The sequence below is a fragment of the Thauera carbonicopians genome (genome assembly GCF_025699485.1).
Lineage (GTDB): Bacteria > Pseudomonadota > Gammaproteobacteria > Burkholderiales > Rhodocyclaceae > Thauera.
In genome coordinates this window covers 234,260-248,033 of sequence record NZ_JANUXN010000001.1, presented here as the reverse complement: position 1 = coordinate 248,033, position 13,774 = coordinate 234,260, and the positions used below count along the sequence as shown (strand labels likewise).

The 13,774-nt window shown below is 66.8% G+C and carries 10 protein-coding genes; 6 read left to right on the top strand and 4 right to left on the bottom strand.

The genetic code is table 11. From position 1 onward, the window contains the following. Window positions 1-14: 14 nt before the first annotated feature. Both gloB and NX068_RS01165 read left to right on the top strand, forming a co-directional pair. Window positions 15-788 (top strand): hydroxyacylglutathione hydrolase, encoded by a 774-nt coding sequence (gloB, locus tag NX068_RS01170; RefSeq protein WP_263459455.1) that lies wholly within the window; start codon window positions 15-17, stop codon window positions 786-788. A 73-nt stretch (window positions 789-861) separates the two neighbouring features. Next, window positions 862-2,331, top strand: a complete 1,470-nt coding sequence (locus NX068_RS01165; protein ID WP_263459454.1) for a transglycosylase SLT domain-containing protein — start codon at window positions 862-864, stop codon at window positions 2,329-2,331. 131 nt (window positions 2,332-2,462) lie between these two features. Here the strand turns inward: NX068_RS01165 and NX068_RS01160 are convergent, their stop codons facing one another. The 4 genes from NX068_RS01160 to NX068_RS01145 form a co-directional block, all read right to left on the bottom strand. Next, complete coding sequence (locus NX068_RS01160; RefSeq protein ID WP_263459453.1) at window positions 2,463-4,523, bottom strand: ABC transporter ATP-binding protein; 2,061 nt, start codon at window positions 4,521-4,523, stop codon at window positions 2,463-2,465. A gap of 95 nt (window positions 4,524-4,618) precedes the next feature. Beyond that, window positions 4,619-5,104 (bottom strand): FKBP-type peptidyl-prolyl cis-trans isomerase, encoded by a 486-nt coding sequence (locus tag NX068_RS01155; RefSeq protein WP_263459452.1) that lies wholly within the window; start codon window positions 5,102-5,104, stop codon window positions 4,619-4,621. Beyond that, window positions 5,094-5,576: a peroxiredoxin gene (locus tag NX068_RS01150; protein ID WP_263459724.1), complete on the bottom strand. Its 483-nt coding sequence runs from the start codon at window positions 5,574-5,576 to the stop codon at window positions 5,094-5,096. The genes NX068_RS01155 and NX068_RS01150 overlap by 11 nt, the downstream gene beginning before the upstream one ends. A 168-nt stretch (window positions 5,577-5,744) precedes the next feature. Beyond that, entirely contained in the window at window positions 5,745-7,226 is a 1,482-nt protein-coding gene (locus NX068_RS01145) for a short-chain fatty acyl-CoA regulator family protein (protein ID WP_263459451.1), read from the bottom strand. A gap of 327 nt (window positions 7,227-7,553) precedes the next feature. Between NX068_RS01145 and prpC the strand changes: the two genes are divergently transcribed. The 4 genes from prpC to NX068_RS01125 all read left to right on the top strand — a co-directional run bounded on the left by prpC (window position 7,554) and on the right by NX068_RS01125 (window position 13,695). Continuing rightward, window positions 7,554-8,711 (top strand): bifunctional 2-methylcitrate synthase/citrate synthase, encoded by a 1,158-nt coding sequence (gene prpC, locus NX068_RS01140; protein WP_263459450.1) that lies wholly within the window; start codon window positions 7,554-7,556, stop codon window positions 8,709-8,711. A 166-nt stretch (window positions 8,712-8,877) separates the two neighbouring features. Continuing rightward, window positions 8,878-11,511, top strand: coding sequence for a Fe/S-dependent 2-methylisocitrate dehydratase AcnD (acnD, locus tag NX068_RS01135; RefSeq protein WP_263459449.1), 2,634 nt, complete (start codon window positions 8,878-8,880; stop codon window positions 11,509-11,511). An 89-nt stretch (window positions 11,512-11,600) separates the two neighbouring features. Further along, complete coding sequence (gene prpF / locus NX068_RS01130) at window positions 11,601-12,809, top strand: 2-methylaconitate cis-trans isomerase PrpF (protein ID WP_263459448.1); 1,209 nt, start codon at window positions 11,601-11,603, stop codon at window positions 12,807-12,809. Window positions 12,810-12,834: 25 nt separating this feature from the next. Continuing rightward, window positions 12,835-13,695, top strand: coding sequence for an isocitrate lyase/PEP mutase family protein (locus NX068_RS01125; protein WP_263459447.1), 861 nt, complete (start codon window positions 12,835-12,837; stop codon window positions 13,693-13,695). The last annotated feature ends 79 nt before the right edge of the window (window positions 13,696-13,774 follow it).

Sequence of the window (13,774 nt, the reverse complement as noted above, 5' to 3'; positions counted from 1 at the left end):
TCCACAATTCGCGGATGGACATTATCCCTCTTCCCGCCTTCCGCGATAACTACATCTGGCTGATCCGCGACGGCCGCCACGCAGTCGTGGTCGATCCCGGCGATGCCGCACCGGTGCTGGACTACCTGTCGCGCGAAGGGCTGCAGCTCGCCGCCATCCTCGTCACCCACCACCACGCCGACCACGTCGGCGGCCTGGGCGCGCTGCTGTCCCACGCACCGGTGCCGGTGCATGGCCCATTCAACGAACGCATCGACGGCGTCGATCATGCCGTGGCCGAAGGCGACACGGTGCGCATCGATGCGCTGGATCTCGACTTCGACGTGCTCGACGTCCCTGCCCACACTGCCGGCCACATCGCCTACGTCAGCCGGGGCACGCCGCCCCGCGCGCTGTTCTGTGGCGACACGCTGTTTTCGGCCGGCTGCGGCCGCCTGTTCGAAGGCAATGCACGGCAACTGGCGGACGCACTGGCCAAGTTCGCCGCCCTGCCCGACGATACCCTGGTGTACTGCACGCACGAATACACCTTGTCCAACCTCGCTTTCGCACGTGCAGCCGAACCGCACAACCCCGAACGCGACGCCTACGCCGAGCGCTGCCAGGCGCTACGGGCTGCGAACCGGCCCACACTGCCGAGCACCATCGGGCTGGAAAAGGCGATCAACCCCTTCCTGCGCAGCGACCAGGCGCAGATCCGCGACGTGCTTGCCGGCCATTCCGGCGTGCGGCCTGCCGACGCCATCGAATGCCTGGCCACACTGCGCGCCTGGAAGGATACGTTCTGAAATTGACGCCCCGTCCCGCCGGTCGATAGACTTGCGGGCTCCATCGTCCGCGGCACAAGGCAGTCGCACGATCATGCCCAGACAGTTCGCCGCCCGCTTCTCCATTTTCCTTGCCAGTCTTGCCTGCATCGGGCTGCTCGCCATCGGCAGGCCTGCGCTTGCCCAGCAGGCGGCGCCCGCTCCGCTCGAAATCGACGAAATCGCCGTGCCCGAGCGCGTGCTCACGCTCGACCTGACCCGCGACGCCAACGATATCTGGGACCGCATCCGCCGTGGCTTCGGCATGCCCGACCTCGACAGCGAGCGCGTCGGCGACCAGCAGGCCTTCTACCTGAACCGGCCGGGCTTCCTGAAGCAGGTGTTCTCGCGCGGCGGCCGCTACCTGTACTACATCGTCGACGAACTCGAACGCCGCGGCATGCCCACCGAACTGGCGTTGCTGCCGATGGTCGAGAGCAGCTACAACCCGCTCGCCTATTCCCGTGCCCACGCGTCCGGCCTGTGGCAGTTCATCCCGTCCACCGGCAAGCAGTACAACCTGACCCAGGACAACTGGGTAGACGAGCGGCGCGACGTCATCGCCTCGACCAATGCCGCGCTCGACTACCTGCAGTACATCTACGAGATGCACGGCGACTGGCATCTGGCGCTGGCCTCCTACAACTGGGGCGAAGGCTCGGTGCAGCGCGCGCTGAAGCGCAATGCCGAGGAAGGCCTGCCGCTGGAATACAGCCATCTGCGCATGCCGGACGAAACGCGCAACTACGTGCCCAAGCTGCAGGCGATCAAGAACATCGTTTCCGAGCCGGAGCTGTTCCATTTCGAACTGCCCTACGTCGCCAACGAGATGCACTTCGTTTCGGTCGATGCGCCGATCGGCGTCGACCTCGCCACCGCGGCGACGCTGTCGGGCATGCCGCTCGACGAATTCCTCGCGCTGAATCCCGGTTTCAACCGCCCGGTGACGACGATGCCGGGCCAGGCCTTCATCGTCCCCACCGACCGTGCGCGCCAATTGCGCGAAGGGCTGGACGAATTGAAGCGCAGCGGCAAGGGCTGGAGTCTGCACACCGTCGAAAAGGGCGAACGGCTGGAGCAGATCGCCGCCCGGCACGATCTGAGCGTGACCGAGCTGCGCCAGATCAACGGTCTCTCCGGCAATGCCGTGAGTGCAGGACACACCCTGCTGGTGCCCAGCGGCATCGACCCGGACGGTGCCTTGCAGGTCAGCAGCATGCTGCCCTTCGCCGCTGCAGCGGCACGCCAGCAGGGCTTGAAGATCGGCGGTTCGGGAGGCGGGCTCAAGGCGCCTGCCGCCGTGCGAACGACGACAGGCGGCTCGAAAAAGGCCGCGGCCCCGGCGAAGCCGGGCGCAAAGAAGGCCGCACCGAAAGCGGCCCCCAAGAAAGCCTCGAAGCCTGCTGCGAAAAAGGCGCCCCAAACCAGCAAGGCGAAGAGCACCGGGAAGACCACCGCCAAGCCGGCAGCGTCGAAGCAGGCAAGCAAACCCGCCGCCAAAGCCCAAACGCCCGCCAGGAACTAGGCGTGGATGGGGCGGACCGCATCGGTAGATGCCGAAGGCGAAATCCGCCACCTCGAGAAGGAGCGCAGCGATGTTGGGTTTTGCTGCGCTAGCTACGCGGCCCGCCCCATCTCGCCGCCAGCCTGCCCCGCTCAATCCCCCAGGCGCGGCCAGTGGCAGCGGAAACGGTGGCCCTGGCCGAACTCGGTCTCCGGCGGGTAGCTGATGCGGCAGACCTCGGTCGCGTGCGGGCAGCGCGGATGGAAGTGGCAGCCCGCCGGCGGGTTCAGCGGCGAAGGCAGGTCGCTCGCAAGCGGCGCAGCATCGCCACCCTTGCCGCTCATTTCCCTGTATTCCTCGCCGATCCTCGGCACCGCGGCGAGCAAGGCCCGCGTATAGGGATGGGCCGGCGCGCGCAGCACCTTGTCGGCCGGCCCCTGCTCGACGATGCGGCCCAGGTACATCACCGCCACGTCGTCGGCCAGGTATTCGACCACCGCGAGGTTGTGGGTGATGAACAGGTAGGCCAGGCCGCGCTCGGCCTGCAGCTCGCGCATCAGGTTCAGCAGTTGCGCCTGCACCGAGACGTCGAGCGCGCTGGTCGGCTCGTCGCAGATGATCACCTCAGGGGATACCGCGAGCGCGCGGGCCACCGCGATGCGCTGGCGCTGGCCGCCGGAAAACTCGTGGGGATAGCGCCAGCGCATGTCGGCCGACAGGCCGACGCGTTCGAGCAGTTCATCGACGCGTGCGCGGCGGGCGTTCGGGTCGGCTTCGACGCCGAGGCTGACCATGCCTTCCTCGATGATGTCGCCGACGCGCATGCGCGGATTGAGCGAGGCGAACGGATCCTGGAACACCATCTGCACCACCCGGCGCATGGCCCTCAGCGCTTCGCCGCGGTGCGCGGTGATGTTCTCGCCGCCGAGGAAAAGCTCGCCGGCGGTCGGCTCGATCAGCTTCAGCGCCGCCTTGCCGACCGTGGTCTTGCCGCAGCCCGATTCGCCGACCAGCGCCAGCGTGCGTCCGGGCGCGAGGCTCAGGCTGACGCCATCGACCGCGCGGACATGCCCGACCGTACGCCGCAGCAGGCCTTTGCGCACCGGGAAATGGACGCTGAGATCATGCACTTCCAGCACCGGCGCAGCCGGGCGCGCCCGCCATGGCGCGGCCTCCGGCTGCGCGCCGCCACGCCGGTGATGCGGCACGGCCACGCCTTCGTACAGATGGCAGCGCACCGCCTGCTCGCCGATGCGGTGCCAGGCCGGCGACTCGTCGTCGCAGCGATCGAAGGCCAGCGCGCAGCGTTCGGCAAAGCGGCAGCCCGGAAAATCCCGGTCCAGCGTCGGTACGGCACCGCTGGGCGCATCCAGTGGCGCGCCCCGCTTCGCCGCGCCCGGCAATGCGGCGAACAGCTTGCGCGAGTACGGATGCAGCGGTGCGTGGAAGAAGGCTTCACGCGGCCCGGTCTCGATCAGTTCGCCCGCGTACATCACGCCAACCCGATGGGCCATGCGCGCCACCACGCCGAGATCGTGCGTGATCAGCAGCATGCCCATGCCGCGCTCGGCCTGGATCTTCACCAGCAGGTCCAGCACCTGGGCCTGGATCGTGACGTCGAGCGCCGTCGTCGGCTCGTCGGCGATCAGCAGTTGCGGCTGCCCGGCGAGCGCCATCGCGATCATCACGCGCTGCTTCATGCCGCCCGAGAACTGGAATGGAAAGTCGCGCAGCCGCCGTGCCGGATCGGGGATGCCGACCGCCTCGAGCAGGCGACAGGCTTCCGCTTCGGCCCGCGCGCCGTTCACCCCATGCTGCGCCAGCGCCTCGGCGATCTGGGCGCCGACCGTCATCACCGGATTCAGGCTGGTCGAGGGCTCCTGGAAGATCATGCCGATGCGCCCGCCGCGCACACTGCGCATCGCCGACTCCGGCAGACGCAGCAGGTCTTCGCCGCCCAGGCGGATCTCGCCGCGCTCGATGCGGCCGCCGTCGGGCAGCAGCCGCGTCAGCGCGAGCGCGGTCATCGATTTGCCGCAGCCCGACTCGCCGAGCAGCGCGAAGGTCTCGCCTGCGGCGATCGCCAGATCCACGCCGTCGACCGGCCGCGCCGCGACGGCGCCACCGCGATCGATGGCGACGGCGAGCCCGGAGACGGACAGGAGCGGAACGGCACCGCCGGAAGAAGCCGCGGCTGGCGCGGAAAGGTTCATTGCTGGCGTGGTCCGGCTATGTCCGGAGCTGCGGCAGCCCCGGAGCGCAACAGAAAAGAGGCTGAAAAAAGGCCGCTTGCGCGGCCTGGGCACGATCAGTGGTGATGTCCGCCCGCGCCATGGACGTGGCCGTGGGAGATTTCCTCGGCAGTGGCGGCGCGCACTTCGGCGACGGTGACCTCGAACACCAGCGCGACACCGGCCAGCGGATGGTTGCCGTCGACCACGACCTTGCCGTCGGCGACGTCGGTGATGCGGTAGATGACGTCGTCCTCGCCGTCGTCGGAGGTGCGCTCGAAGCTCATGCCGACTTCGATGTTGTCCGGGAACAGCTTGGCGTCCTCGACCAGGATCAGTTCCTCGTCGTAGTCGCCGAAGGCGTCTTCCGGTTGCAGCTTGACCTGGAAGCTTTCACCGACCTTCTTGCCGTGCAGGGTTTCTTCCAGCACCGGGAAGATGCCGTCGTATCCGCCGTGCAGATACACCAGCGGGTGCTGGCCATCGTCGATGACGGCGCCGTCCGTGTCGCGGACGGTGTAGTTGAGCGTCACGACGCTATTTTTCACGATTTCATTCTGCATTGTCGGCTTCCAGTTTCTTGACCAGTTCAAAAACCGCGGCCGCATGGCCACGGGGTGCTACATCATAGAGCGCATGGCGGATCACGCCCCGTTTGTCGATGATGAAGGTCGAGCGCCGCACGCCCATCTTCTTGACGCCATCGACTTCCTTCTGCTGCCACACACCGTACAGGCGACAGACCTCCTTGTCGGCATCCGACAGCAGCCGGATCGACAGGCCCTCCTCGTCGCGGAAGTCGGCGTGCGTCAGGCAATCGTCGGGACTCACGCCGACCACGACGCAGCCGTGGCGGGCAAAATCGTCCTCGTGATCGCTGAAATCGGCCGCCTGCAGCGTGCAGCCCGGCGTCCGGTCGCGAGGATAGAAATAAAGGACCACATGATGCTTGCCCTGCAAGGATGCGAGATCGAAGGCTTCCATGTCCGCATCGGGCAAGGAAAACGGGGGGGCTGTGTCTCCGCTTTGCAGCATGGGCTCTCCCTGACGTGAGGCGGATTCTAGCCGAGACCCCCGGCGAACTCTACCGGGGCCGGGCTGGGATTCCGGGTGGGGCTGGACCAACATGGCTCACTCCCTTTCTGTTTTTCTGTAAGCGGAATAATAGATGCGCACGCGGCGTCCGGCCACAAACAAGTTCCACTATCCGCGCAGCTGTGCCCTGCGCACGCCGCTGCGTGCCACCGCGGCATAAGGCTCGAAGCGGCTTCGGTTCTCGTCGATCGCCAGGCCGCCGCCCACCGGCGGAAAGGCCCGCTGCGGACAGGAGGGGCGTTCGCACACCTTGCAGCCGGCGCCGATCGGCGTCGGCGCCTCGGGGTCGTCGAGCTTGAGCCCCTTGGCGTAGACCAGGCGCGAGGCGTGGCGCAGATCGCAGCCCAGGCCGATGGCGAAGCTCTTTTCCGGCACGCCGTAGCCGCCGCGGCTGTGCGATACGCAGCGCGCGATCCACAAATAAGTGCGGCCATCGGGCATCGCGGCGAGCTGGGTCAGGATGTGGCCCGGCCGCGCGAAGGCTTCGTAGACGTTCCAAAGCGGACAGGTGCCGCCGACGCGGGAGAAGTGGAAATCGGTCGCCGACTGGCGCTTGGAGATGTTGCCGGCGCGATCCACCCGCACGAAGAAGAAAGGCACGCCGCGCGCATCCGGCCGCTGCAGCGTTGACAGGCGGTGGCAGACGGTCTCGAAGCCGACGCCGAAGCGCCGGCCGAGGCGGTCGATGTCGTAGCGCAGCTTCTCCGCCGCGGCCAGGAAGCGGCCGTAGGGCAGCACCAGTGCGCCGGCGAAGTAGTTGGCCAGGCCGATGCGCGCCAGCACCCTGGCCTCGTCGCTGCGGAACGGCGCCTCGGCGGCGATGCGGTCGATGTCCTCCCCCGCCTCCAGAAAAGCGAGCTGGGTCGCCATCTGGAAAGCCTGCTGGCCGGGTTCGAGCAGCGGCGACAGGCTCAGCACGCGCGCCACCGGATCGAACGCACGCAACGGGCCGTCCTCGTGGTCCTCTTCGCCAAAGCCGGCGTCGTCGCGCACCACGCGCACGCCATGCACATTCGCCAGCCGTGCCGCCAGCCCGGCTGCGACGTCGCCCGGCTGCAGCGACCAGGCATCGAACAAGCGCTCGGCGAAATCATCCAGTTCGGCAACGTGGTTGTGCCGGGCGTAGAAGAAATCGCGCACTTCCTCGTACGGCATCGGCGGCGCACCGGCGACCGCGCCGCGATCCTCACCCAGGCGGGTGGCAAGCGCATCGACACGCTCCTCGGCCTCCCGGCAGCGCCGGTCGAGTGCGATCAGGGCGCGGCCTATGGCAGGCATGCCGGCGGCCAGCTCGCGGATGTCGGCCAGCGACACCGGTTCGTCCAGCATCGCGCCGAGCGCGCCGCTGCCGAGCACTTCGCGCAGATCGGTGATCAGCCGAGCCTCGTCGTCATCGGAAAAGCGCTGCACATCCACGTCCAGTGCAGCGCTGATCTTCAGCAGCACCTGCACCGTGAGCGGGCGCTGGTTCTGTTCGATCTGATTCAAGTAGCTGGGCGAAATCTCCAGCGCCCGCGCCAGCGCCACCTGGGTCAGTCCGCGCTCTTCGCGCAGCCGGCGCAGACGCGCGCCCATGAAGGTCTTTTTCATGCTGGCTCCGATAACAAGGCTCCATTGATTCGCAAAATTCGCAAACCAGGCCTGATAAATTCACAAAAATACACAAAATCAATAGCTTATATTACTTTTTTACTGCGTATTTTTGCAAATCATCGTCGAACCACACCCTTCGCCTCGTGAACGCCTCCAGTCACGGCAGTGACCGGCCAAGACCTTCGCAGGTTTTGCAAATTCACTCGTATCGCTTCGCAAAACCTCGCCTTTTCAGTCATTTACGTAATTTTCTCGCTGCGTATAGTGCGCTCCATCGACACCGGCGGCCCTCCCGCCCGTGCCTTTCCATCGAAGGAGACCTGCATGAGCACCGCTACCACCGAGACCGCGCCGAAGGCGAAGAAGTCGGTCGCCCTGTCCGGCGTCACTGCCGGCAACACCGCCTTATGCACCGTCGGCAGAAGCGGCAACGACCTGCACTACCGCGGCTACGACATCCTCGACCTCGCTGAACAATGCGAATTCGAGGAAGTCGCCCACCTGCTGGTGCATGGCAAGCTGCCGACCAAGGCCGAGCTGCGCGCCTACAAGGCGAAACTGAAGGCGATGCGCGGCCTGCCCGCCAGTGTCAAGGAAGCGCTCGAGCGCCTGCCCGCCTCGGCCCATCCGATGGACGTGATGCGTACCGGTGTGTCGGCGCTCGGCTGTGTGCTGCCGGAGAAGGACGATCACAACACCCCGGGTGCACGCGACATCGCCGACCGCCTGCTGGCTTCGCTCGGCTCGATGCTGCTGTACTGGTATCACTGGTCGACCAAGGGCCAGCGCATCGAAGTCGAGACCGACGACGACTCGATCGGTGCTCACTTCCTGCACCTGCTGCACGGCGAGACGCCGCCGGCAAGCTGGGTGCGCGCGATGCACACCTCGCTGAACCTGTACGCCGAGCACGAGTTCAACGCCTCGACCTTCACCGCCCGCGTCATCGCCGGCACCGGCAGCGACATGTATTCGGCGATCGCCGGCGCCATCGGTGCGCTGCGCGGTCCCAAGCACGGCGGCGCCAACGAGGTGGCGTTCGAGATCCAGAAGCGCTACGACAATCCGGACGAGGCCGCGGCCGACATCCGCCGCCGCGTCGACGACAAGGAAGTCGTGATCGGCTTCGGCCACCCGGTCTACACCGTCAGCGATCCACGCAACGTGGTCATCAAGGGTGTCGCCAAGCGTCTGTCGGATGAAGCCGGCTCGACCAAGATGTACGACATCGCCGAGCGCCTGGAACAGGTGATGTGGGAAGTGAAGCAGATGTTCCCCAACCTCGACTGGTTCAGCGCGGTCAGCTACCACATGATGGGCGTGCCGACGGCGATGTTCACCCCGCTGTTCGTCATCGCCCGCACCAGCGGCTGGGCGGCGCACATCATCGAGCAGCGCATCGACAACAAGATCATCCGTCCGAGCGCCAACTACGTCGGCCCCGACGACCAGCCCTTCGTGCCCCTCGAGTCACGCCACTGAGGAGTGCACCACCGAGCGCCGTGGCGGCCGTGGTCTCCCTCCTGTCAAGGCAACACGGCCGCCACATACGGCGCCCCGGCGCGTGCGGCGGACTGCCCGCCGCGCCCTTTTCGTCCGCATCGACGCTCGCAACTTCTTTCGAGCCGGCTCCGGCCGCCCCGCACTCATGAATACAGCCCATCGCAAACCCCTGCCCGGCACTTCGCTGGACTATTTCGACGCCCGCGCAGCGGTCGATGCCATCCAGCCCGGTGCCTGGGACAAGTTGCCGTACACCGCCCGCATCCATGCCGAGAACATCGTGCGCAAGGCCGATCCGGCCATCATCGACACCTGTCTTTCGCAGTTGATCGAGCGCAAGCGCGAGATCGACTTCCCCTGGTTCCCGGTGCGCGTGGTCTGCCACGACATCCTTGGCCAAACCGCGCTGGTCGACCTCGCCGGCCTGCGCGACGCCATCGCCAAGGAAGGCGGCGACCCGGCGGCGGTGAACCCGGTGGTGCCGGTGCAGTTGATCGTCGACCACTCGCTGGCGGTGGAATGCGGCGGCTACGACCCCGACGCCTTCCGCAAGAACCGCGAGATCGAGGATCGCCGCAACGAGGACCGCTTCCACTTCATCGAGTGGACGAAGAAGGCCTTCGCCAATGTGGATGTGATCCCCGCGGGCAACGGCATCATGCACCAGATCAATCTGGAGAAGATGTCGCCGGTGGTCTACGTGCAGAAGGATGGCGACACGAGCGTGGCCTTCCCCGACACCTGTGTGGGCACCGACAGCCACACCCCGCACATCGATGCGCTGGGCGTGATCGCCGTCGGCGTCGGCGGCCTGGAAGCCGAGAACGTGATGCTTGGCCGCGCGTCGTGGATGCGCCTGCCCGACATCGTCGGCGTCAAGCTGACCGGCAGGCGCCAGCCCGGCATCACCGCCACCGACATCGCGCTGGCGCTGACCGAATTCCTGCGCAAGGAGAAAGTGGTGGGCGCCTACGTCGAATTCTTCGGCGAAGGCGCGGACAGCCTGTCGATCGGCGACCGCTCGACGATCTCCAACATGTGCCCGGAGTACGGCGCCACCGCCGCGCTGTTCTTCATCGACCAGCAGACCATCGCCTACCTCAAGCTGACCGACCGCAGCCCGGAACAGGTCAGGCTGGTGGAGACCTACGCCAAGCAGGCCGGCATCTGGAGCAGCGCGCTGCAAACCGCCGAGTACGAGCGCGTGCTGACGTTCGATCTGTCCACCGTGGTGCGCAACATGGCCGGTCCGTCGAACCCGCATCGCCGCCTGCCGGTGTCGGCGCTGCAGGAGCGCGGCATTGCCGACGCCGCCAAGCTGGCCGCCGGCAAGGAAGAAGAAGCCAGGGGCCTGATGCCCGACGGCGCGGTGATCATCGCCGCGATCACTTCCTGCACCAACACCAGCAACCCGCGCAACGTCATCGCCGCCGCGCTGCTGGCGCGCAACGCCAACAAGCTCGGCCTGACGCGCAAGCCTTGGGTGAAAAGCTCGCTGGCGCCCGGCTCCAAGGCCGTGGAGCTGTACCTGAAGGAAGCCGGCCTGCTCGGCGACCTGGAAAAGCTCGGCTTCGGCATCGTCGCCTTCGCCTGCACCACCTGCAACGGCATGAGCGGCGCGCTCGATCCCAAGATCCAGCAGGAGATCATCGACCGTGACCTCTACGCCACCGCCGTGCTGTCGGGCAACCGCAACTTCGACGGCCGCATCCACCCCTACGCCAAGCAGGCTTTCCTGGCCTCGCCGCCGCTGGTGGTGGCCTATGCGATCGCCGGCACGGTGCGCTTCGACATCGAGCAGGACGTGCTTGCCGTCGTCGATGGCAATCCGATCCGGCTGAAGGACATCTGGCCGAGCGACGAGGAAATCGACGAGATCGTGACCAAGGCGGTCAAGCCCGAGCAGTTCCGCGCCGTGTATGAGCCGATGTTCGCCATCCGCCGCGACGACGGCGAGAAAGCAACTCCGCAGTACGACTGGCGCCCGATGTCGACCTACGTCCGCCGCCCGCCCTATTGGGACACCGAAGGCGTCGGCGCGCTGGCCGCCAATCCGCGCACGCTGAAAGGCATGCGCCCGCTGGCGATCCTGCCGGACAACATCACCACCGACCACCTATCGCCATCCAACGCCATCCTGGCGGATTCGGCCGCAGGCGAATACCTGGCGAAGATGGGCCTGCCGGAAGAGGACTTCAACTCCTACGCCACCCACCGCGGCGACCACCTGACCGCGATGCGCGCGACTTTTGCCAACCCGCAACTGGTCAATGAAATGGCCGTGGTCGATGGCCAGGTCAAGAAAGGCTCGCTGGCTCGCGTCGAACCGGAAGGCCAGGTCATGCGCATGTGGGAAGCGATCGAGACCTACCTGAACCGCCGCCAGCCGCTGATCATCATCGCCGGCGCCGACTACGGCCAGGGCTCCAGCCGCGACTGGGCCGCCAAGGGCGTGCGCCTCGCCGGCGTGGAGACGGTGGTGGCCGAAGGCTTCGAACGCATCCATCGCACCAACCTGATCGGCATGGGCGTGCTGCCGCTGGAGTTCAAGCCGGGCGCCAACCGCCTGACGCTGCAACTCGACGGCACCGAAACCTATGACGTCGAAGGCGAACTGCAGCCGCGTGCCGAGCTGACGCTGGTGATCCACCGCCGCAACGGCGAAACTCAGCGTGTGCCCGTCACGTGCCGGCTGGATTCGGACGAGGAAGTTTCGGTCTACGAAGCCGGCGGCGTGCTGCAGCGCTTCGCCAAGGACTTCCTCGCAGGAACGGTCTGAGCAAGCAATAAGCGGGAAAAGCTGCACGCTTCCCCCGCATCCATAACCACTCTGCCGCAACACCATGCGGCCAGACAGGAGTCCCGACCATGGCCCACGCAGCGCAAGTCAAGATTCCCGCCACCTACATGCGCGGCGGCACCAGCAAGGGCGTGTTCTTCCGCCTGCAGGACCTGCCCGAACGCTGCCGGACGCCGGGCGAGGCCCGCGACAAGCTGTTCATGCGCGTGATCGGCAGCCCCGACCCCTACGCCGCGCACATCGACGGCATGGGCGGCGCCACCTCCAGCACCAGCAAGTGCGTGATCCTGTCCAAGAGCAGCCGGCCGGAGCACGACGTGGATTACCTGTACGGCCAGGTCTCGATCGACAAGCCCTTCGTGGATTGGTCCGGCAACTGCGGCAACCTGTCCACTGCTGCAGGCGCCTTCGCCATCCACGCGGGGTTTGTCGACCCGGCGCTCATTCCCGACAACGGCATCTGCACGGTGCGCATCTGGCAGGCCAACATCGGCAAGACCATCATCGCCCATGTGCCGATCACCAACGGCCAGGTGCAGGAAACCGGCGACTTCGAGCTGGACGGCGTGACGTTCCCGGCCGCCGAGATCGTGCTCGAATTCCTCGACCCGTCGGACGACGGCGCCGAGGGTGACGGGGGCGGTTCGATGTTCCCCACCGGCAAGCTGATCGACGACCTCGAAGTCCCGGAGAGTGTGGCAAAAGCGGGCACCCTCAAGGCAACGATGATCAGCGCCGGCATCCCGACCATTTTCGTCAATGCAGAGGACATCGGCTACGAGGGCACCGAGCTGCGCGAGGACATCAACGGCAGCCCCGAAGCCCTCGCCCGCTTCGAGCAGATCCGGGTCGCCGGCGCGCTGCGCATGGGCTTGATCAAGACCCCGGAAGAAGCGACCACCCGCCAGCACACACCCAAGATCGCCTTCGTCTGCCCGCCCAAGGACTACATCACCTCCAGCGGCAAGACCATCGCGGCCGGCGAGGTCGACCTGCTGGTGCGGGCGCTGTCGATGGGCAAGCTGCACCACGCCATGATGGGCACCGCAGCGGTCGCCATCGGCACCGCTGCCGCCGTCCCCGGCACGCTGGTCAATCTCGCCGCCGGCGGCGGCGAGCGCGCGGCGGTCCGTTTCGGCCACCCGTCCGGCACCTTGCGCGTCGGCGCCGAAGCCAGGCTGGTCGACGGTCAATGGACGGTCACCAAGGCCATCATGAGCCGCAGCGCGCGCGTGCTGATGGAAGGCTGGGTGCGCGTACCCGACGACGCATTCTGATTCCCCCGACAATCAAGGAGACTTCATGTCCACCCGAAAGAAACTGAGAGCCCTCGCCGAAGCCAAGCGCGGTGTGATCGTGCCGGGCGCATTCAACGCCTTGTCTGCCCGCGTGATCGCCGACCTCGGCTTCGAAGCCATCTACATCACCGGCGCCGGCGTCACCAACATGTGGTTCGGCATGCCCGACCAGGGCTTCATGGGCCTGGCCGAGATCGCCGACCACACCGCCCGCATCCGCGACGCGGTCGAACTGCCGCTGCTGGTCGATGCCGACACCGGCTTCGGCAACGCGGTCAACGTCTATCACACCGTGCGCACGCTGGAACGCGCCGGCGCCGACTGCATCCAGCTCGAAGACCAGGTCGCGCCCAAGCGCTGCGGCCACTTCAACGGCAAGGACGTGATCGGCACCGAGGAAGCCGTCGGCAAGATCAAGGCCGCCGCCGACGCCCGCCGCGATGCCGATTTCCTCATCATGGCCCGCACCGACGCTGCCGCCGTGCATGGCTTCGAGGCCGCCGTCGAGCGCGCGCAGAAGTTCGCCGAAGCCGGCGCCGACATCCTGTTCGTCGAAGCCGTGACCAGGGAAGAAGAAGTGCGCGCGCTGCCGCAGCGCCTCGCCAGACCGCAACTGATGAACATGGTGATCGGCGGCAAGACGCCGATCTTCAACGCTACCGAACTCGGCGAGCTGGGCTACGGCTTCGTGCTGTACGCCAACGCCGCGCTGCAGGGCGCGGTGGCCGGCATGCAGAAGGCGCTGACCGTGCTGCGCGACGAAAAGGAAGTCAAGGAATCGAGCGGCCTGGTCACGCCTTTCGCCGAGCGCCAGCGCCTGGTCGGCAAGGCCGAGTGGGACGCGCTGGAAAAGCGCTACACCTGAGCAAGGCCCCCTCTTCGCCCCGGGAATGGGGCCAGCATCTGATGCGGTCGCACGGAACGTGCCAGCATACGGAGGAGCA